Source organism: Paeniglutamicibacter antarcticus, from assembly GCF_039544305.1.
Classification (GTDB): domain Bacteria; phylum Actinomycetota; class Actinomycetes; order Actinomycetales; family Micrococcaceae; genus Paeniglutamicibacter; species Paeniglutamicibacter antarcticus_C.
Genome location: NZ_BAABLK010000033.1, coordinates 136632 through 157538, shown reverse-complemented (window position 1 = coordinate 157538; position 20907 = coordinate 136632). Strand labels below are relative to the sequence as shown.

Sequence of the window (20907 nt, the reverse complement as noted above, 5' to 3'; positions counted from 1 at the left end):
AGGAAACGGGCCGGAAGACGTTGCCGTCCGTGGTCAAAACCGTTGCCGCTGGTGGTCAGTCCAATTGCCGCTGGTGGTCAGCGGGGATCGCCGCCTATGGTCACTTTAGAACTTCCGCTGACACCGCGGCCTTGGCTGCCCAAACCGTGGTGGTCTCGGGCACCGAGGCAGCCGGCATCGTCCTGCCCGAACTGGCCCGCAACGGCAATATCACTGGTCCCCAACGGCAATAATGGGTGGTCCCCAAAGCGTCGAATACTCAACGGCGCGTGAGCAACGCCAAGCGACCTTGGACCGTGTTCATAGTGCGCATCCTGAACGGTTCGCACAGCGGCCTGTCGCACCTCCGTTGCAGGTCATGGCCGCGATCAACGACCCAGCAAAAAGAGCTGAGTCATCGGTTCATTAGCATCGACCGCTATGGCTCATTTGATTTGACAAGTACCGCTACTCTTGACAGACATAGATGAGTCAACGTGCACGTCAGCCACTCAGTACGGAGGGCGAAGGCCCTCTATGCCGCCGAGCTCTTCCCTGTCCTGTATTCCCAGTTTCTGGAAGGACCGATAGAGGTGCCCTTCGACCGTCCGGACCGAGAGGTTCACTTCCGTGGAGATCTGCTTGTTGCTCATGCCAATTGCGGCGTAAGACGCAATTTCGAATTCCCGCGTTGAGAGACCGTGTCTTTGCAACGCGGAATCAATGATCGCTGCACGTGGCCCGTTCCCGCTTCTCGAGTAAAGGCCTTTGCGAGCCACTATTCGTTCTCGCTCTTGAGCATGAGCGGAAAGCAACACCGTCGCCCATGCAACACTTTCAATACCCGCGAGTCCATTGGCCTCGCCCATGAGGATGTTCTGGATACCCGTCAGGTCATTTCTCCCTGCAGAAGCCAGAAGCATACCAATCGCGCGGAGCCTAGGTGAACTCAGTTGACCCACTAGACCTGCAATCCTTCCAGTTTGTGACGTGATGACAACGCGTGAGGAGTCCTCAAAGTCCCTGTAGACATGCCAAGCACCTTGAATCGCAATCCTTGCGTCCAGCGAGTCCAGCAGCCAAGACACGTACTGTCCCAAAGTCGCAGGATCGGCGTGAAGAGTCGCCAGTTTTCCCAGCATTGAGACTTGCTTGAACATTTCAGGTTCCACGCCAAGATCATCCATAAGTCCGTCCGCAAGTGTTGCAAACCCTGTTGCGTCATCCAGCGCAGGCTCCCGCAATGCTGCATTCGTCGCACAGTAATGCCCTAGTTGATGCATACCAACGGTGGAAAAATCTGCTGCTGCCTGAACGAATTTTGAGGTACTGAGTTTGTTGTCGTATTCGAAATCTTCCTGCCAGGCTTGACGTAGGCTAACTAGTGCTGCTTCCGCTCGCGGCATTCCGCCATGGCCCGGAAACACAACCGTCCAGGGAATCTGCCCCAGTGAGCTTACGTCGCCTAGAGCCTCCGCCGTTGCCATCGCTGTATACAAGTGCATGCGCAGACCCAGTGAATCAACGAGGTGTAGATGCTCCAGCAAATACTGCACGTGTTCATTGCAGAAAGACCAAGAGAGACTCTCGAGGCCAGCCAAAACTCCGATCAATTGCACGTCTCCGGGGACCGATCCAGTGAAGACGCTATCCAGTATCCGGGACCTCTCTGTCGGTTCCATGTGCTCAGACAAGACCTCAGCCAGTTCGATTCTCTTAGCTAATTTCGTATTGTGCGTTCCTGCAGCAGTCTGGGCTATGTGCGCCCATGCTCGGGCAGCCTGGCGATACGGTCCCAAGTCTCCATAACAGGACCCCAGCATTATCATCCATGCTTTGGTAAGTTCTTCGGCATCTTCTGCGGTTAGCTCTGAGGTCGCTAGGGATTCAAGCTCGTTTCTGGCTTCAACTCTGAGCCCTTGCCCTTCAGCTGCTCTTATGCGCTGGATATCCCTGGACACCGAAACCACACCACGCAAGTCAACACTTGCCAAAGCGAGCCCCATGGTGAATTCGTTCTGATCATTGGCCTGACGCGCGGCCAAAGCTAATTCACCTTCCGTAACAATCGAACCTACGGAGAGTGCCCACCAGATCGCGTGCCAGTCCTTCACCCATGCGGGGCCAGCGAATTCTTGCCATACATTGAAGATCCTGAGCGAACTTGACGGTGGTGTGGAACTGAGAATTGTCCGTTGTATCAACCGGGAAGAAACGAAAAATGATTTGTCAATACCCTCAGAGACTAGGCCGCTACGAATAAGGCTTCTTCCACCCTCCGGGCAGAGCTCTTTCCATCCGGCACCGGGGTAGCCGCCCGCAAGAACCGTACCCACCACAGCATCTAATTCTTGGTCGTCAAGCCTTCGCAGGTAGAACCAAATCAGCTCGTGGATCGCATTGTCCTCGAGCAGATGATCGGTCCGGATCAGTGCGTAGTCGGCAATGTGCTCCCAACTTTCAGTCTCGTCGATCCTGCGCATGAGCAAAAGCAGCAACTCATAGATCCCGCCTGTCAGCGACTGAACTGCTGCGACGCTACCAGCCGTTGGTGTCTTCCCGAGGGCCTTACCCAACTCCTGAGCGGTCTGGGCTGGAGAAAGCGGACCAAGCACTACAGTCGGCATAGGTCCGAGTGCAGCTAAGGGTTCGAGGTTGGCAAGTTCGTTCAGTGGTCGTGAGTTGCACAACATCAGTTCGACCCGCTGAGCTTGGACCATCTGGGTTAAGACATAGGCAGATTCAGGGTCCAAGTACTGGCCATCCTCAACCAGGACAAGGATTCGCTGGCCGCTAGGTTCCATGAGTGCGCCAACATAGTCGTCGACAGCACGAACGACAGCGGCAAAGTCTGCGGTTTCTATCCACTCATCAAGGAAGCCAACGAATCCGAAGAATGGATTCGATACTTGATGCGTCTGGCAGCGAATCCTTAGGTACTTCCTTGTCCTGGGCCCCTCGTTGAGAATGCGCAGCACCTCGGTCACGAACGATGCCTGTCCCGAGCCGAAGTGGCACAGAACAGCGAGGCGGTGAGCTCCAGAATCGCTTAGCACTGACAGCGCCTCGATGGCATTGGTGGTTCGCAAGTTAGAACAGCCATTCTTTGCCTTCATCCCTCACCACCTCCAGTTGCAGGCTGCAAAAGCCTTTTCAGCCCATGGCGATTGCGAACATTCAATTTAGAATGTACTTGGTAAAGATGTCCTTCAACTGTCCGCACCGAAATACTGCATTTCTTGGCTATTTCAAGATTCCGCATTCCTTTGGCAGCCATTCCAGCAATAGTTTGTTCCCGGGAGGTAAGAAGTTCGACCCAGTTGCTTGTCTCACGTTCTCCTCGCTCGTTGCGCGCGTTTCGTCCTGATGGATCGAAACGTCCAAGGTGGCCGTTTCCTTGTACCAGGGCCCTCTGCGCACGTCTGCGAACCACAACATTTGTGTTCTCTTGCGAGCGCAGTAGCAACGCGACATGCTCGCGCTGTCCGAGGGCTGCCAATTCGAACCGCACACGGAGTTCTTCGTCTCGGTTCTGTCCCATCAGTGCTCGATTTAGCTCCTCCATCAGCCCGACTAACTGACTATTTGTATTGGCATCGATTTCAGCTAGGAGCCCTTCGTCCACCGGATGCCCCAAGGCCAACATCACAGACAGGGTTTCAGCCGCGGCGTATCGCAGCCCTTGAGCCAACGCGCGTCTGACCATGGAATACAGATCGTTGAGTAGCTGTTCATTGGGGTCAATACCCGCGCGAACAAGCAGCGCGAGCTGGGCCACGCACCAGCTGTTCGTCGTCAGAATCTCTGGGCTGGATAGCTGACGCAAGCCTTCCGACTCGACGTGACTCCCTTGGCTGGCACCAATCGCCCAGTCAATACACCGTGTCATCCCGTCAATTACTTGAGCGCCAGCAAGATGCTCTTCGACCTTCAACACGTTTACTAGGTGTGCTGCGATGTCCATGTCACCCAAAGTGAGCGCACGCAGGCAGGCGAAGTACGCGACATACTTCTCGGCGGCAGCGTCGGAATGGGCCCCATCCAAGACGATGGCATCAACTTCACTTGCTGCGTTCCAGTCGTTGAGCTGGAACGCTACAGTATGGGCGAGGAACGCGATCGAAGGCAGGAGCAATTGATATCGATGATCCAAGGACAGTGCACCAACGCGGCGGACTTCCTGCAAAGCCCACTTCAGCAGTTTTTGGCCCTTGTCAGCGTGCCCTTCGAGGACCCAAGTGTGGGCAACACAAAGCACGCCCAGTACACGGTTGAGACTATCGGTCCAGCCGAAGTCACGGACACAGGCCCAGATGCCATCCTCTGAATCAGCAGAAAAGGGAATTGCAGCCAGCTCGCCTCGGCGAATCGTGCAATACCACCCCAACACCCTGATTTGTTCTGCTCGGGCCCCATCCCTCGAGAGAAAATGATGTGAGCTGCCGTTCGTCGCCCATTGCGCGCTTGCGGCTTCGAAATTGTTGGTACCGAGACTGGCCGACCACTTGGCCAGCTCAAACACCAAAAGCTGTTCCTTGTCTAGCGGGCTTGTTTCCTTTTGGAGCTCCACTGACTCAAGTCGACCGCGGGCAGAAATATAGCAACCGGCAGCGATCTCGTCAACAGCGACCAGCAATTCGGCATGTGGTTGCAATAGGAAATTCGACTCACCCGCAGCTTTAGAGATATCAGAAAGCATGCTCCCAATATTGTTCGCGGTGCTCACAATTGCTCCAGGGCCTTCTCTCCGCACCAGCCCCCTATCAAGTAACCCGTCAAGGACCGATAGATCAGTTTCGCTTCGGGCCAGCTCCGCCATGCCTATAGACCCCCGCGAAATAATCCTCGTCAATAGCCTTCGCTCTTCTTCGCCTAGAACGCCAAGACATGCATCAGGTGGGGCGGAATCTGTGCCCGGCAGCGAAATTGCGTCGTGGATGACCCATACCCCTCCGATATCGACCAATCGTCCAACGTCCAAGTCCTCGCGAACGGATCCTTGCAAAGACTGCATATTGCCACGGCTCTTCGCCCAGTAGTATGCGTGCACTCCGGGAGACCGTGTCCCGGTCAACAGTGCCTCAAGATACAAGTTCACTTCTTGGCGTGAAAGGGTGGGTTGAGAAATCATATCTAGCGCCCTGTGTCGCACCAGGGACCGCAGGGTCGAGCCCAAGTGCTCCGTTCGATTCGCCAAGAGGATTAGGCGGATACTTCCGGCGCTGAGCAGTTGCGAGAGAACCGTCTCGCTTCGCGAATCGAGCATCGTGGCGTTGTCCACCACAACCAGCACCGGGCGCTCAGTCCTTTTCGAATTAAAAATTGCTCTCAGCGCGCCAAAAACCGCCAAGTCGGACTTGATATCCAGTGGCGGTGCGCCCGCCAACAAGAACAGCAGAGCCCCTAGTTCGATTTGCTGCGAATACCTGCTGCACGCCACTGTTACCGTTTGGCTTGGATTAACAAAAAGGGGCAGGCCTTGTTCGATCAAGTCTATGTAGAATTGGCTGCCGCCCGTGGCAACAAAAACTCCACGAATGCTCGGCTCCGCTAGCAATTGGGCGAACTGGCTGGCGATTCTGCGAACAAACACCGACTCTGGTCCACCCACAGAAGTGACGCACTCAAGCCCATCACTTTGTTGACTGCTCAATTCACCAAAAAATGATTCAGTACTCATAGCTCCCCCCAAGGGCCTCTTTACACCGAGTTGACTAGACGTTTCCCCAGAAAACGTGCAACTTCCGTGTACACCTCTACGATATCGTCTTGCAGCCGGAAAATCCATCATTGCATAGCATTGGACCTGCGACTCGTGCTCGCTATGCTTTTCTAACGTAGGACAACCCCGTGCAATCCCTCAAACAAATGGTCTCCTTCATGCAGTGAGTGCGACGTGGCGGAAATCTACAGGTTGTCCCTGCGGTACAAGGCACAGCAAGCTAACGTATCCATGAAGCGGATTCTCCTGGACTTCTACGGGGTCCATCTGCCATCCATCAACTGAAACTTGCAGTTCAGATTTCCAACTACGTAGAGTGAGGTCCGCCCATTCACCTGGCACTCCCTGTGGAATAGCAGAACGTCCCAACCGCTGGGGGCCTGTTTCCGTGGCGAGCCAGACCGATATCTCGCCGCGAGTTTCGATCTGTATGTGCATTCCCCGCTCTTGTGAGTCTTCAAAGGCCCGGTACGGTGCATCCGTGGGAACCGCGAACGAGACCCCTGCGATATGGTTCTTCGCTACCAGCTGCGGCCAGCGCACGGAGAAACACAGTTCCGAGAACACTATTTTCCCGGGGGAAATCGACCCTAGAGTGTAACTAGACTTCTTCTCTCCGGAAATCCGCAGGGCTTCCTGGTCAGCAATAATCAACGGTTGCGCCGCCCAGGAAATGGCATCCGGAAGATCACCGATACCCCGCAGCCCGGTACCAAAGGAATCTTGCAGATTCTCCCCTCGCGCCGGGAATCCGGTGACGTAGGGGTAGTTGGAGCACATCATGCCCCGTACGCCCCATGAAAGAAAATGATCGCGTTGCCACCTAGTGTGGATCTCCCAGCAGATGATCGGTTTGCCGATGTTTGTCAGTTCCAGAAGAACGCTCTCCGTGGCCGAGTCGTGGATTCCAAGCAAATCGAAGCGTCCTGCCAGTTCGGCGATGCGCATGACAGTGTCCGGCGCAAAGTATCCCCACGTCAGGTATCCGCGCGCTGAGGCCAATTCGTATCCAGCTGCGGTGCTGTTTTGCTTCCAAACGATGCGGTCACGGCCTTGAGGCACCATATCGAGCACAGACAGAAGTTCCTCGGCATGCGCCCCAGTCTTGTCCTCGATAAACAGAAAACACTCTTGGGGCATCTCATCTAGGACCTCCTGCAAGGTAGGGATCGGCTCCAGTCCCGAGTGTGGACCCAACCATTCACGAGCATCGTTGGAAATTCCTTCCAGCTCCAGAGCCGTGGCTTGCGCGATATCCAGATCTATTCCAGTCAGCCGCTTCAGGTTTGCGTCGTGATGACAGACGAATACGTCATCACTTGTGCGATGCACAGACACCTCGATGGCCTGAGCGCCGGCTTTCACCGCGTTGCGGTACGCAGTCATCGTATGCTCGGTCCAATTGTCTCCCGAACCTCGATGGGCTATATAAAACAGCTCAGTGGCAACGAAATCCCGAACGGTCTTATTCTTGATTGGCGTTTGCTGCAGCGGCGAGGAGCACCCAGCCAGAACGGCCGTACCTAGTATTCCGAGCATGCTCCGCCGTGTGTACAGCTTTGCCTTGTCTCGTTGCTCTATCATTGACCGCCCCCGGTTCGTGTCAATCGCTGTTGTGATGAAGTTATGGACCTTCCACCAGTAGATCGTCGAAAGAAGAAGTCGATGGAGTGTTGGTAGAACTACCCGAAAGATACATTCTCACTCCTATTCCGGCGGCCTCTTGTAGCCCGGCTGCAGAATCAGACGCCGTCACTGCCCAGGTTTCCGGTTCCGACGTTCCGGTCTTCCAGACCTTAGCGCCTAATGAGGTGAAGCCTGCTCCTGACGCAGACACCTTCAACTGGAGTTTCTCATTAGCGTTATATTCCAGCGAGGGCAGGTTCGCTGTGTCCAACACAGACACGACGCCGCCACTGATCGAGCAAAGTTGGAGGACTCCATCGCCAGAGCTCGTAATCCGCAACTTCAGCTGGTACTGATTCGCGGAATTGACGTATCTCGGCGAAAAGTAAAGATAAGTACCTCCCCCGGTTGGCTGTTTGTCCAGGGCGACAGTAACCGTAGCCACCACATCCAAGGCTCCCAAGGCAGGCAAGTACGCCCCCGGGCCCGCTCCCGCAACTGTTCCCAGCAGTTTTCCAGTTCCTTCGCTGACCATGGTCGAAGCTGCGCTGCTGGTTCGCGTCCAAGTCCCCCCGGTCTCAGGATTACCCCAGTTGCCTGAGACCGTCCGGCTGAAGCTATCGTGGGCTAGCGGACCGGCTGGAGCCGTTACATTGACCACCTGTGTGGCCGTATCCACCAGCCCCTCTGGATCCGTGACAGTTAGCCCAATCGTGTACTCGCCGGCAATCGCGTAGTTGTGCTGGGCGGTAGAGCCTGTTTGGTCGCCCTCCCCATCGCCAAAGTCCCACGAGTACTCCAACGCGCCATCATCGGGGTCGGTACTTGTTGTCCCGTCTGCTTCGACACCCAGCCCATCAGTTACTACGGAAAGGGCAGCCTGCGGTGCACGGTTCGGCGGAGGTGGAGCGGACACGTCCACCTCTTTGCTGGCGCTGTCGGTTGCGCCGTCATTGTCAGTTACGGTCAATGAGACCGTGTACTGCCCCTCATCTTGGTAGTCGTGGGTTGCGAGAGCCCCTTGTGCAGTGGACCCGTCTCCGATCCCAGGCATAGTGAGTGACAGTTCCGTCCGGATCACTCGAACCGGTCCCATCGACTTCAACTGCCATGCCATCGACTTCTGCCATCAGTGCGGCCACAGGTGAAACGTTGACCATTTGTCCCTGGCCAGCCTGATAATGGTTGGCGATGCTTGCTGCTGAGAGCTGCCTGTCATAAATCGCAACTTCATCCAGGAGGCCGGAGAATCCAGAGGAAGGCGCCGAAGGCCATCCCGACATTCTGTCAGAGCCCAATCGCCAAAAACCGTCCAATTCCAGAGCGGTGGTGGTTGAAGCACGAGAAGCAACTTCCTGGCCATCTACATAAAGCCGCATCCCGTTTGCACCCAAGGTCGAAACCACATGATGCCATTTTCCATCGGTGTACGAGTCACTTGAAGTTATTGTTCGCCGCGCACCCCGCTCATAGACTCCAAAACTGAGTTTGCCTAGACTGTTGATGTAAGTCAGTCTGTCGTGGTTGGAGGAGTTGCCAGTGATCGCGTTTCCATAACCGATCAGCCGACCCTGTTGGTTTGAGCTTGCCTTAAACCACAACTCGGTAGCGAACTCGTTCGGCCGATGGGCGCGCACCGCATCAGCTGCGATGCCACTGTTCAATCTCAGGCTCGTCCCTGAGGCACCTGTGAGGGTGGATCCCGGGTCAATTCCAGCGTTGCCATTCAGCTTCAAATCGTCATCGCCACTCTCATCGACGAGCGTGGCTTCATCGCTTGCCTTGATCGGCCAGTGGTTCGCGGGTTTGTCGCCTTCGATTACTTGCGCGTAGTGGCTCGACGGTTCGTCGTTCGTCGCCACAGTGATGCTCACCGTCTGGCTTCGAGATTCCCGTCCACTGGGGTCGGAAGCGAAAACGCGATAGGTATGAGTGCTGCCAAGGGCCAAACCGGCGTCCGTGAAGGAGTGCCCCGGGCGATCCCAGAATGTGGAATCTGCTTCCACGGTATGAATCGGAGCACTGTTCTTTCCGTCACGGATCACCTTGTAGGCTAACTTCGTATCGTCTTGGTCATGGGCCGCTTGCCAACGGACGCGGACTTCTCCGGCCGTCGTCGACGACAGCGACGGAACGAAGGCATCACCTTGTGGTTCAGGACCACGTAGATTCGGAGCCTGCGAGCTTGCAGCGAAGCGAACCAGACCCTGCTGGTCCTGGTAGTTGACTCTCAGGAATTCTCCACCGTATACGACAAAGTCCCCGTTCCCGGCCACGTTCCAAGGGCCTTGGTTCTGGCCCGTATAGCGACCAGCGCTCAACGCAGGAAACCAAGTCTGCAGCTTGGGATGTGGCAATCCTTCGAAGTTCGTGTAGCCGTGGATTTCACGAGTAATGATTCCTGCGGCATCCTTCCCAAAAGCCATGGCACGGTTGTACTCCCAGGGGGATTCCTGTGCGAACCCGCCGATATTTCCACAGTAGTGCGGGTGTCCGGCTAAATAGACCAAGTCATCGGTGGCGTACACGGAGTAGGTATCTCCGTGGCAGTCTTCAAGCCAACGAGTGTCCAAGTCGGACCAATTAATTGCGACGATACCCTCTAGAGTTGATTGCCTCCCGAAGGTGAAGCCGCTGGCGTAAAAAGTTGAATCATCACTGGCGATTGAGGTGATTGAACCATCCCCTCCGACGCCGTTGCGCACATACGCTGAAGCCGGATAGGCCATTTTTTCCCCGGTGTCGGCCCGGACCACGGCCAGGGCACTCGAATTGCCCTTGGTGCCGTTCACGGTATCAAACTGACCGCCCACGGCCAGCTTCGACCCGTCCGGTGACAGCGACAGCGTATCAACCCGGCCCCCGGTAACTACTGGACGGAGAGCGAGCAATGTGGCGTCGCTGGCTCGAACCGCTGCGAGCTGTTCCCGCCACGCGCTTCCAACCCGGAAGAACGACCCCCCGAAGTAGACGGTGGATTCGGTAGCCACCATTGTCCTTACTGAATTCGAAGGCTGCGGGTCGAAATCGGCAATCCGTTGTCCGGTATCTGGTTCCAGCGCGACCATGCGAAGGGCGCTTTCTCCGTTCATAGTGGTGAAGTCGCCGCCAGCATAAAGACGGCTGCCATCGGGCGAAGCTGCCAAAGAAAGAACTTGTCCGTTGAATGAAGGGGAGAAGCTGTTTATCAGTTCCCCGGTAGCGATGTCATAAGCCAAAATATTGTTGCGTACAACGGTTTGTGTGCCGGCAGGCGCACCCGCTGGACGCGCAGTGCTAAAGCTCCCACCCGCGTAGACAACATTTCCGATGACGACCTGGGACCAAACGACTCCATTAATCTGTACGGTCGGTAGCGCATCTGCCGTAACCGTCGAAGGCGTTGCCGGATCACTGGGATGCGCATCCCCATAAGCCGGAGCGGAAACTAACACGAGCAATGCCATGACCATGGCTGTAGCACTCAAGCTCGCGAGCGCCGACGAAATACCCTTGTGCATCGTAGTGCCTCTCATCGTTGGACTTCGCCCACGAGTTGTTGAATCTCGGCATCATTTCCCGAGTTGAACTCAACTGTGAGTTCATTGGATTTAGTCGAGGGAACCGCGAAAACGAAAGTCGTCTTCGTGCTTTCCCCTGCTTCGACGCCAGATGCCAGCTTCGATGCGCGTGGATCACTTAGCGGAACCATTGGTTGCCGGTCTTTGCCGAACAGCACATTCAGCTCCGCTCTTGACAGATCGAGTGAATCAGTGTGCTCGTTGTGTATGGATATCGTTACCAGCACAGATGGACCCGACACCTCGCCGATACCATCAGCAGTGCCGTTGGTTAACTCGATAGCGTCAAGTTTCATTGTGGCGCTTGATCCAGCAGGCACAGACTCATCGAGTGCGACTGGTCGCATCTTGGGAGGAAGCTTCTCAGCCGATCTTGCATCCGGGGCTATTTTTTCTCCGTCCGAAACTTTTTTCCACGCGGACGGAGAATCCCTAACACTCGCAGCCTCATCATCGGGCCAAGCCAAGCTCATCGCGGCGTCGTCGCTAGGCTTCCCGGGACTATCCTGTCTTGGGGTCTCAGAGGCCACTGCAGAAAGTTTCTCGAGGTCAGCATCGTCAACCTCGGTCGTGGGCGTGGCGATTGCGGATTTCTCCGGCGCTGTCGACTCACTGGAGACAGCACTGGTGCACCCCGAGACAACGGCGGAGAAACCAAAGGCAAGGCACGCCCCTGCAACTACGCTGATAATACGAAGGCGCTTCTTTCCTATACCCTCTCGGTAAAGGGGGTGCCGACTCGTGCGTATTTCATTCATCGTAGTTCCTGCGTCCGCTATGCAGTTGACGCAGTGGTCAACAGGGCGTCAAGCGCACGCCGCAATTTGCTGCTGGAGGTATGCACCGTATACGGGAAGTATTCGACTCGAACTCCCACGCCAGCGAAACGTCGCTCAAGCTCAAGACCTTTCCTGCTCCCTTTCCAGTCGTCACCCTTGAAGAACACATCAAATTTGACGTCTGCCCACGTTTCCAAGCGGTCCAGCTTTGTTTCCACGTAGACATCATCGACGAAGGAGATGTTGGCAACAATTTCGGCCCGTTCGTTTGTGGGGATAACCGGACGGAAGCCTTTGTTCGCTTCCACCAAATCATCACAAACGACTCCGGCGACAAGATAGTCACAGCGCAATTTCGCCTGCCGCAATACGTTCAGATGTCCGACATGAAAAAGATCAAATGCCCCAGCCGCGTATCCTATGATCATTCTGCTTCTCCCCGATCCAAGACGTTCCAAGTTGTTGTGCGCATCCCCACACGCACCAAGCCACCAAAATGTTTTACATGCAGCCCAATTCGACTACCGAGCGGCCCGCGCTGGTCCAAGACCACTGCTGCGGATGTCCGATTTGTTTGCCGACCCGTCCGCCAGATCACGGCACAATTCTTCGTAGGCGTCAGCTACAACGTCCCAGTCGTAGTCCTCAGCTCGTTGTCTAGATCGACGGGCACGCTTGGCCAACAAGTCCGGATCCGATTCGGCCTTGCGAAAAAGCTGTGCCGCTTGATCCGCGTCGTCAAAATACTCGCCGGCGTCCAGCAGGACTTCACGGTTGAAGTTCACATCGAAGGCGGTGACAGCGGTTCCGGCACCCATGGCGCGAAGCAACGACGGGTTGGTGCCCCCCACCGAATGACCATGCCAGTAGACAAGGGCGTTTTCGTAGAGCTCATCCAACAGCTCTTGATCCCAAACGGCACCCAAGAGCTTCACCGAGTCAGTGGCCGCGGCGATAATTTGCTGGGTATACCTTTCGGCATACGGTGCCGATCCAACGACCACCAACGGCAACACGGCTCCCGACCGCGCGTATCCTCGAACGATCATCTCCACATGGTTCTCCGGCTCGAACCGTGCAACGAGTAAGTGGAACTTGCCTGTTTCAAGTTCTAACTCTTGGATCCTGGTGCATACCTTCCCATCCAGGCTCGGAGCGCCGTAAGCGATCAAGCGAGAACCTACGCCAAACTTGTTTGAGTAGTAATCCGCAATACCTTGAGCATCGGAAATGAGTGCCTTGGACCACCAAACTGCTAGCCTTTCGCAAGCGAGGTAGTACCTCTTGCCAAGCGGACCCCACTTAGATCGTTTCCACTCCAAGCCATCGACGTGGGTAGCGGTCGGAATACGTCCAAGCCCAAGCACCGGCAAAAGGGGTGAGTTTGCGGCGTTAAACACGATGGCAGCATCAGGGCGGTTGAAGACAGCGTGCCAAACTGACAACGTGGTGTGACTTAACGTCTCGAGGCTTCGTTTTCTAAGCGCGGGCAGATGCACGAGTTTCATTCCCAAGTACTCATTTTCGCGCTCGCTTGCAGACGTGCCGCGGCAGTACACAGTAACCTGGTGACCTTTCGCAGCGAGCCTGCGCCCGACCTCCTCAATAGCAGTTTCGAAACCACCGTACCGAGCAGGTACTCCACGTGTTCCAACCAGTGCAATTTTGAGCGGCACCTTTTCGCCACGTTGCATGCTGTTTCCCTCCCCCAAAAGCCCGTACAACTGGTTCACGTCCCGCCAAGCGGTGATTAGTTTCGGCCTGAGCATCCCCACACTCGAGCCGTTTCTAGTTGTTCGTAAAGCCAACATTTATATCAAGAAATATATGCCCAAAAGGTGCCGTCAGCACGAGTACCCCGCTACTTAGTGCGTTGAAAAAACACTCGGAGAGAACACTCATTTCTTGGTATTTTTGCGCGTTATTTTCATAAATATAACAATTACCCAACATCATTGGACCCAACGTCTCGTTTGCATAACAAAAGCGCACATGCCACCATTGCTGGGTGGACTGGCGCGAGTCCATGTTCACTTTCGACACCTACCCAACTTCGTATCCTTTTGCTGGGGAGCAAGATACGACCCATCAAGGATTCTCTTGCTACATCCCCAAAAGAACTTCGCTATTGATCACAAACCACCACGGGCGACCGCTCCTCAATTGAGAAAGTTCCGGTCTGCCCTAGCCATCGTCGCGGCCGGTTTCGTTCTGGCTGCCAGTATGCAGGCTATTCCCTTGGACGCCACGTCTACCAAGGCAAATGCGGCATCGACCTTTCTTTCCGACTCCATGGATCGAACGCTTTCTTCGGGTTGGGGAACACCCAATATGGGACCCAGCTACACGCTGAACGAGGCTTCGCGGTTCTCGATGGCTCGCGAAATCGGAGCCTTCAAGGTTCTTCCTGGCAAGAACTCCACCGCTACCGCGGCACTTGAGCAACGCGATGTTGCCGCTGGCGTCGATGTTTCATTCGATTCCCTGCCGACTTCCGGCTCGCTCTACGCCAACATTGCCTTGCGTCATTCGGGTGCTTCTCACTACGAGGGCTCGCTACGCTTAACCTCCGACGGCGCACTGCGCCTCGAAGTCTCCAAGCATATTTCCGGAACCAAGACCATCATCAAGTCTACGAAAATCGCGTCGAACGTCATTCCTGGCAAGACTTACCACTTGGACTTCGAAGTGGGTGGAAAAGGGCAAACCAGATTGAAGGCTCGGGCCTCTCAAGGTTCAGCGGGCAAGGATTGGCAAATTGAGCACACCGATTCAGGGTCGGCTCAGATCACAACCGCCGGCAATCTACGTATCGGCGGCTACCAGTCAGCATCGGCGAAGAAAGCCTCCGGAATCCACGTCGACAACCTGCGAGCAACACAGTCCAGCGACCAGCCGAAGGTAGGGTTACCACCGGTGGCAACACCCCCCGTTGCAAACGAACCAATCAAGCCCCCACCGGAGCAGCCACAGCAACCAGATTCGGAGACCAGGCTCCCCTCCAATGCATTGTACGTTGCGACCAGCGGCCGCAGCTCGGCATCCGGCACATCCAAGGCTCCGATGAAGTCGCTCTCTCAAGCGGTATCCAAGGCTTCCAATGGACAGACCATTGTCGTGCGTGGAGGCACATACCATGAATCGGTAACCATCCCAACGGGAAAGACTCTCCACCTGCGCAGCTATCCTGGAGAACATGTGTGGATGGATGGTTCATCGACGTTAAGCGGTTTCAGCGCTTCATCGGGTGGCTATGCAACCGCGTGGAAGCACGATTTCGATTCATCTCCTACATTCACACGAGGGGCCAAGGACAGCAAGGAGGAAGCATGGGGCTTCGTAAACTCCCAGCACCCGATGGCTGCTCATCCTGAGCAAGTTTGGGTCGACGAAAAGCGCCAGGTTCAGGTCAAGAAGCTCACTGCGCTGAAACCTGGCTCCTTCTACGTCGATGGGAAGGCCAACAAGCTCTATCTCGGTACGAACCCAAGCGGAAAGAATGTCGAGGCCACAACCCTGGTTAAGGCGCTTAGCATCCGCGGAGCTAAATCATCTATTGACGGCATCAATGTTCGTCGATTCGCACCCTCGGTGCCGGACATGGGTGCAATCACGGCCGAAAAGCCGGGCATCGTCCTGAAGAACATGACCGTGGAAGATTCCTCAACCACCGGCATCAATGTCAGCGCCGTAAACAACAAGATCTCAAATGTCACCATCCGCCGTTCCGGTATGCTCGGCGTCAATGCTGTCTATGCGGATGGTCTGCAGGTCAATCACCTGAATTCCAGTGACAACAACCTGGGGCGTTTCAATTCTTCCCCGGTGTCCGGCGGTCTGAAGATCACCCGATCCCGCGGTATAGACGTGAAAAACTCGCAGTTCCTGAACAACTACGGTCCGGGATTGTGGATCGACGAATCGGTCTATGACACCAAAGTCGTGAATAACGACATGATCAGGAACAAGACCCATGGATTATCGTTGGAAATCTCGGCCAAAGCCACCGTGGCCAATAACCGCATCATCGGCAACGGCGGCAACGGAATCAAGTTGAACAACACCAGCGACGTGGCGATCTGGAACAACACCATCAGCGGACCCAACCGCGCGATCAACATTGTTCAGGACAAGCGCCGCGGTGCCAACAATGGAGATGCGGGGCACGATCCGCGCCAGTCCTTCCCCGACGCCACCATGCCCTGGGTTATCAAGAACGTGACGGTAAAGAACAATGTTCTCTCCAATACCGGTGGGGGAAACGCCATCCTCGCTGTAGAGGACTTCTCCAAGAAGCTTACGGCCGAGGACATGAAGATCTCCCTGAACGCCAACGCGTACCACCGAACTTCAGCGAAAAGCCCGAAATGGTCGGTAGTCTGGTCCAAGGGTGCCGGCAACCCGTCGGTATATACCACCTTGGCAGCCTTCCAGAAGGCAAAACCGACTGAAGGCTCGTCCTTCGAAATCACTGCCACGTCGATAGTCGACGGGAATAACAACACCACAACGAGCGTGACCGGCAAGAATCGCAAGGCCACCGCCTTGCCTGCCAATATCGCGTCACTGACTGGTCTAGCTAGCGGCAGCAAGCTGTTGGGTGCCAGTAAGCGCTAATCCCAAAAATGATGTTTGAGTGGCGGCGACGCCAAGTCCTATCGGACTTCGGGTCGCCGCTTCTTGATGTCTGAGCTAAGTGCGAGTAGGCCAGACACCGAAATGACCATCGCGATCCCAGTCACACCCCACACTTCGGCTCGGTGGTTCCAAACTGAGTGAGAGCGTAAAAAACACCAAGAACGTCACGCCCGCGTCAATCAAACCATTTTCCATGGTGCTCCGAACGAGAACGAACGCCAACAACGGGATGAACAGCGACCGCAGCTTCTTGGACTTCAAGGCTGCAAATACACAAGAAAGAACCCAGAACAGCGCAATAGCCGCCCCAATCACCCCCGTCTGAGCGAGCAGTGATATCCACGAAGAATCGAAGACCTGCTCGTCCCAGTACTGCCCTTCCACTGCGATAGTCTTCATACTCAACCCCTCGCCGATCCAACGCTGCCAGCTGTCCATAGGAAGATTCAAGACGACCGACCAACTAATGGTGCGTGAATTCAACGTCAAGAACGATGCACTGTCTTCCCGAGTGACTATTGATTGAACTACGGGGGTAAAGAACACCACGAAGAAAAGCCCGGGAGCCAGCAACAGTGCGGCAGAAACCGTCTGGATGGGTAGACGCCGCATAAGTAATACCATCAAACCTGCAGCACAAGCAGCGCCGATTAGTGCGGTCCGAGATTCGGAGAGAAGCAGCCCGCCTGCGAGCACGATCAGAGCAATAATATGCCACCAGTGCACCCTGGCCCGCAGCGCTTCGTGCAAGAGGACCAACGCTGGTACACCAGTCAGCAATGCAATCTCGTTAGGGCTCAGTGGCGGAATTCCTCCTGCGAGGCGACCTTCTCCGCCAAGTGCTAAACCGGTCACGGCACTAAAAATTCCCACCAAAGCCAAGGCCGTGCATAGTCCCAAAAGGACCCGTTGGGCAGAATAACGGCTCATTAGGAGCATAGCCGTCAGTGCCATCATCATTACGCGAACAGCGATGACGGCCGATGCACTTAGATTTCCTTCCGCCAGCGCACCAACGACGCTCACCGCCAAGATGGCCAAGAGAGATCCGAGGGATTTTGCTCCTACGGGGTACTTGTTCTTGTAGACGAGACAGATTGTCAATGCCCAGCACATAGCTCCGGCCTGGAGCAGGGCTTTGATTATCACCACCGGGTCCAAGCCGCCGGTATAAAATGCCCCCTGCCGCCAGGCCACAACGCAGGAAACCGTCACAATCCATATTCCGTACATGTGGAGAGGGTGCGGCTCAAATCGTTGGCGACCGGAATCGACGAAGTCCCCAGCAGGAGCCCAGCGGGCAGTGATTGCTCCGCGCACGCTCACTCCTTCAGCGGTTGCACGAGTCGGTGCGGTTTGTGAAGAATAACCAACCCAGTGGCTCCCACTCTGACGGCAGAAAGATCATCGACAATTCTGCGCAAATGATGGAAAGTGGTACGACGTTCACGGCAAGTCAGCAGAACACAATCACAATGCATCGCTACGGCGGCACCATCGACGGGATCGGTTTCCATGGTTGTCAGAATAACCACCACGTCGTATCCGACTTCCAGCTCAGCGATCAACGGTTCTAACTTACGGAAAACGTCATATCGACGCAGACCAGTGTCAGACGCCCCGACTGGCAAATAGCCCATGGGGACGTGATTCATGTCTCGTACCGCCTCTTGAAGTGTTGCTTGACCGTCTAACACCTGGCTGAGCCCGGGACCAATGATCGCTTCCTGATCTAGCCCTTCCAAGTGCTTGTCACCTTCGATGACGACAGCCTTCTTTCCAATCGCCGCGAAGGTTCCGGCAAGTTCTGTCGGATCAATCGTGGTCTCCTTTTCGGACAACACGAGGATTCGTTGCGGGAGGTGCCCGTCGTTGGCCAGAAGCAAGTTGGAAACTAACTGCCGATACCCGTTTCCACGCTTCGCATTACGTCGCTTGTCGTTCTTTCCGTGCACAGTCCCTAGCACCCGCAGCTTGGTCTGGCGTTCGGCATCACGAGCTCTTAACACGCGCGGGTCGATCTTGTCCACCACGAGGGCAAGGATAAGCCCCCAAGAAAGACCGGCAATAAAACCCAAAGCCAGATTGACGGTTTTACGTGGGGAGATTGGGTCGATCGGTTCGATGGCGGGTACAGAGAGTTCCGCACTTACAAGTAGTTTCTTTGGTTCCGAGTTCTCCAACCCGCTGATCTGATCGGCCAGCAACGGTGCCGCGGTGTTGGCGATATCCGCTGCTTCCTTTGCCGTCGACGCCGATGCACTGACTACTACCAAAACGGTGTCGGCAGGATTCGAAGCTTTCAATGAACTCGTCAGCTCCTGAAAGCCAATATCTAGATCCAGTTTTTGGATCACCTCGTCTAGGATCTTCGGATCGCTAATGAGCCTTGGGTATGAACCGACACGCTGCATGGCGTACTGGCTGCGGGCATACGCAGTGTCTTGTGAGGATTGTACAGTTATAAAGAGCGTGGCTTCTGCTCGATATACCGGCGTCATGTTCAGAGTGATCCAGGCACTGGTTGCAACCCCGAGAATCGTCGCCACGATGATCCAGATCTTCCGGTCGCGCAGAAGATTGAGATACTCTCTCAAATCCATGGTTCTTATCCGAACTCCCTCGGATTTAGGTCCGCCCACGGCCGAACGCGTGGAGTAATCGGTGTTTGGCAACACTCGCGGATCACGATATTCCAGCCCTTTAGACATGACGGCTCACCTCGCGGAACCACTTGACTAGAGCAAGCGCCAGGAATCCAGAATTCGCGGCCAACAGCAGCGCGTAGAGCACGATAAAACCTTCGTGCCAAAACAGCAGCGCGAAGACCACACACATAAGGCCGTAGTCGGTGGGGAGTACCGCCAACGAGTACGCAGTTGACGACGAACCCTGTCCTTCCAGGAAGTGCTCGGATTTGCCCCGATTCAAACGTCGCAGCTGGTCGGTGAGAATCATGGCAAAGAACAGGACGGAGGCCACAACTTGGAAGGCAATCGGCAGTAGGTACATGCGTTCATCTAAATCGTAGAACCTATACCAACAGATCAGCACCGCCAAGTGGAGCACAGCAGTTTTGATTGCATCGACCACATGGTCAAGCCATTCGCCAGCGGCGGATCCTTTTCCTTGTAGTCGCGCCAACTGTCCGTCCGCTGAATCCAGTGCATAGCCCAGCGCCAGCAGCAACGCCGCAAGCATGCTCAACCACCACACTGGTTCGAACGACGCGATCAGGATGATGCCGGAGAAGGTAAACGCTGCACTGACCCCAGTTACCTTGTTCGGTGTCGTTCCTAGAACGAAGGCTATAGCAGCCATCCGCCGGCCTAGGGGTCTGTTCACGAACCGCGAGTACGCTGGCGCTCCTTTACTTGTTTTTTGACGACTTTGCAGCTCCAATACGGCCCATCCGTATCCCCCAGTATTTGTTAACATCCAATCCCCCCATGGAACCTCACTACACTTGTCTCTTTCTCAGACCACCGGGTCCAATCGAGATACTTCAGCCCGAATCGCCTGATGGAAGCGCTCCGGTGTGTAGTTTCTTTCGTAGCATCTGCGGCCTTGTGCCCCCATCGCCTGCAGTTCAGCTTTGGTCGTTGTCTTCATGAGTCTAGCCAATCCAGCAACATCTTTGGGGGTAAAAATCAAACCATTTTCTTTGTGGCTCACAACTTCGGCCGGACCGCCTGAATCAGAGACGATGGCAGCCTTACCATGGCGGAAAGCTTCTATGACGACCAAACCACATCCTTCAATCGTATCGGTGGGAAGGATCATACAGTCAACCGCATCGAACCAAGCTTCGGGCGATTCAACTTGGCCCACGATCTGAACACTGTTTGGATCCGATACGTGTCTTCTGACCAGATCCGGCACGTCGACACTGTCGTTGCCCTGGGGCGCGGAGCCGAGAATGAACAACTTTCCGGGATGCCCGGCCGTCTCCCACGCACGCAGCAGCGTCTCATGGCCCTTGTGCCCGTTCCAGCGGCTGGCAATCAGGTACAGCGGTTGTTCAAAACCCTCGATCAAAGCCGCTTCAGGGTTTGGACTCCCAGCCAGACGCGGGACTGCATTGTGCACAATACTCACGCTGTCCGAACGGAGCCCCGTGGAGGATGCAACCGTTTGAGAGATAGCCAATCGATGGTCGGCAAAGAAGGATAGTTTGCGAAGAATGAAGGCTTCCCGCGTCCCCCACGGCTCTTGGAGGTGCGCCGTCACGTGTGGAACGCCGGCCAGTCTGGCCAGCGGTGCAAAAAGCAGGCAGGCAGCGGTCATTAGGTATACGTGATCCGCGTGGGCTGCTCGCATTCTTCGCACCATCCCAGGAAACAGACCCGCAAAGCGGGTCAGTCCTTTCGGATTCATTAGGCTGCGGCGCAAGATCGGCATGTCTATGTGAATCACCGCGACCTGCCTACGTCTCAGTTCGTTGAACAACCGTTGTTCTCCGTCTTGGTGATCCACAGGAAGCCAGACTTCGAGATTCCAGTCGTCTTTGAGCGCCTCCGCAACTTCCAAAAGGATCCGATCACTTCCGTAGAGCTCGTCGGAGGAATGGATAATCAGCAGCTTTTTGCGTGTCTTGACCATT

15 protein-coding genes are annotated in these 20907 nt (G+C 55.4%); 2 read left to right on the top strand and 13 right to left on the bottom strand.

Annotated elements, in window-relative coordinates; translation table 11 throughout:
• Positions 1-233: hypothetical protein (locus ABEA12_RS11475; protein WP_345468242.1), on the top strand; the 233-nt coding region annotated here is incomplete at its 5' end.
• A gap of 258 nt (positions 234-491) precedes the next feature.
• Here the strand turns inward: ABEA12_RS11475 and ABEA12_RS11470 are convergent.
• The 9 genes from ABEA12_RS11470 to ABEA12_RS11435 form a co-directional block, all read right to left on the bottom strand.
• Positions 492-3095, bottom strand: a complete 2604-nt coding sequence (locus ABEA12_RS11470) for a helix-turn-helix transcriptional regulator (protein ID WP_210101685.1) — start codon at positions 3093-3095, stop codon at positions 492-494.
• A complete protein-coding gene (locus ABEA12_RS11465) occupies positions 3092-5659 on the bottom strand; it encodes a helix-turn-helix transcriptional regulator (RefSeq protein ID WP_210101686.1) in 2568 nt (855 codons plus the stop codon). The genes ABEA12_RS11470 and ABEA12_RS11465 overlap by 4 nt, the downstream gene beginning before the upstream one ends.
• A gap of 198 nt (positions 5660-5857) precedes the next feature.
• Positions 5858-7240 (bottom strand): glycerophosphodiester phosphodiesterase, encoded by a 1383-nt coding sequence (locus ABEA12_RS11460; protein ID WP_345468256.1) that lies wholly within the window; start codon positions 7238-7240, stop codon positions 5858-5860.
• Between the two features lie 85 nt (positions 7241-7325).
• The gene (locus ABEA12_RS18700) at positions 7326-8381 is read right to left on the bottom strand and encodes a PKD domain-containing protein (protein ID WP_425571774.1); all 1056 of its coding nucleotides are present in this window, start codon (positions 8379-8381) and stop codon (positions 7326-7328) included.
• Positions 8317-10827: a LamG-like jellyroll fold domain-containing protein gene (locus ABEA12_RS11455; protein ID WP_210101689.1), complete on the bottom strand. Its 2511-nt coding sequence runs from the start codon at positions 10825-10827 to the stop codon at positions 8317-8319. The genes ABEA12_RS18700 and ABEA12_RS11455 overlap by 65 nt, the downstream gene beginning before the upstream one ends.
• A gap of 11 nt (positions 10828-10838) precedes the next feature.
• A complete protein-coding gene (locus tag ABEA12_RS11450) occupies positions 10839-11645 on the bottom strand; it encodes a hypothetical protein (protein WP_210101690.1) in 807 nt (268 codons plus the stop codon).
• A 17-nt stretch (positions 11646-11662) separates the two neighbouring features.
• Positions 11663-12094 (bottom strand): FAD synthase family protein, encoded by a 432-nt coding sequence (locus ABEA12_RS11445; RefSeq protein ID WP_210101691.1) that lies wholly within the window; start codon positions 12092-12094, stop codon positions 11663-11665.
• Between the two features lie 93 nt (positions 12095-12187).
• Positions 12188-13399, bottom strand: a complete 1212-nt coding sequence (locus ABEA12_RS11440) for a DUF1972 domain-containing protein (RefSeq protein WP_425571773.1) — start codon at positions 13397-13399, stop codon at positions 12188-12190.
• Between the two features lie 55 nt (positions 13400-13454).
• Positions 13455-13700, bottom strand: a complete 246-nt coding sequence (locus ABEA12_RS11435; RefSeq protein WP_210101692.1) for a hypothetical protein — start codon at positions 13698-13700, stop codon at positions 13455-13457.
• A 66-nt stretch (positions 13701-13766) separates the two neighbouring features.
• On the opposite strand from ABEA12_RS11435, the gene ABEA12_RS11430 reads away from it, so the two are divergent.
• Entirely contained in the window at positions 13767-16283 is a 2517-nt protein-coding gene (locus ABEA12_RS11430) for a right-handed parallel beta-helix repeat-containing protein (protein WP_210101693.1), read from the top strand.
• A 75-nt stretch (positions 16284-16358) separates the two neighbouring features.
• Here the strand turns inward: ABEA12_RS11430 and ABEA12_RS11425 are convergent, their stop codons facing one another.
• The 4 genes from ABEA12_RS11425 to ABEA12_RS11410 form a co-directional block, all read right to left on the bottom strand.
• Positions 16359-17624 (bottom strand): O-antigen ligase family protein, encoded by a 1266-nt coding sequence (locus tag ABEA12_RS11425; RefSeq protein ID WP_210101694.1) that lies wholly within the window; start codon positions 17622-17624, stop codon positions 16359-16361.
• 2 nt (positions 17625-17626) lie between these two features.
• Positions 17627-19015, bottom strand: coding sequence for a Wzz/FepE/Etk N-terminal domain-containing protein (locus ABEA12_RS11420; RefSeq protein ID WP_210101695.1), 1389 nt, complete (start codon positions 19013-19015; stop codon positions 17627-17629).
• On the bottom strand, positions 19008-19625 hold the full coding sequence (locus ABEA12_RS11415; RefSeq protein ID WP_345468232.1) for a CDP-alcohol phosphatidyltransferase family protein: 618 nt from the start codon (positions 19623-19625) through the stop codon (positions 19008-19010). The genes ABEA12_RS11420 and ABEA12_RS11415 overlap by 8 nt, the downstream gene beginning before the upstream one ends.
• Positions 19626-19781: 156 nt before the next feature.
• Positions 19782-20906, bottom strand: a complete 1125-nt coding sequence (locus ABEA12_RS11410) for a glycosyltransferase family 4 protein (protein ID WP_210101697.1) — start codon at positions 20904-20906, stop codon at positions 19782-19784.
• Position 20907: the final 1 nt, after the last annotated feature.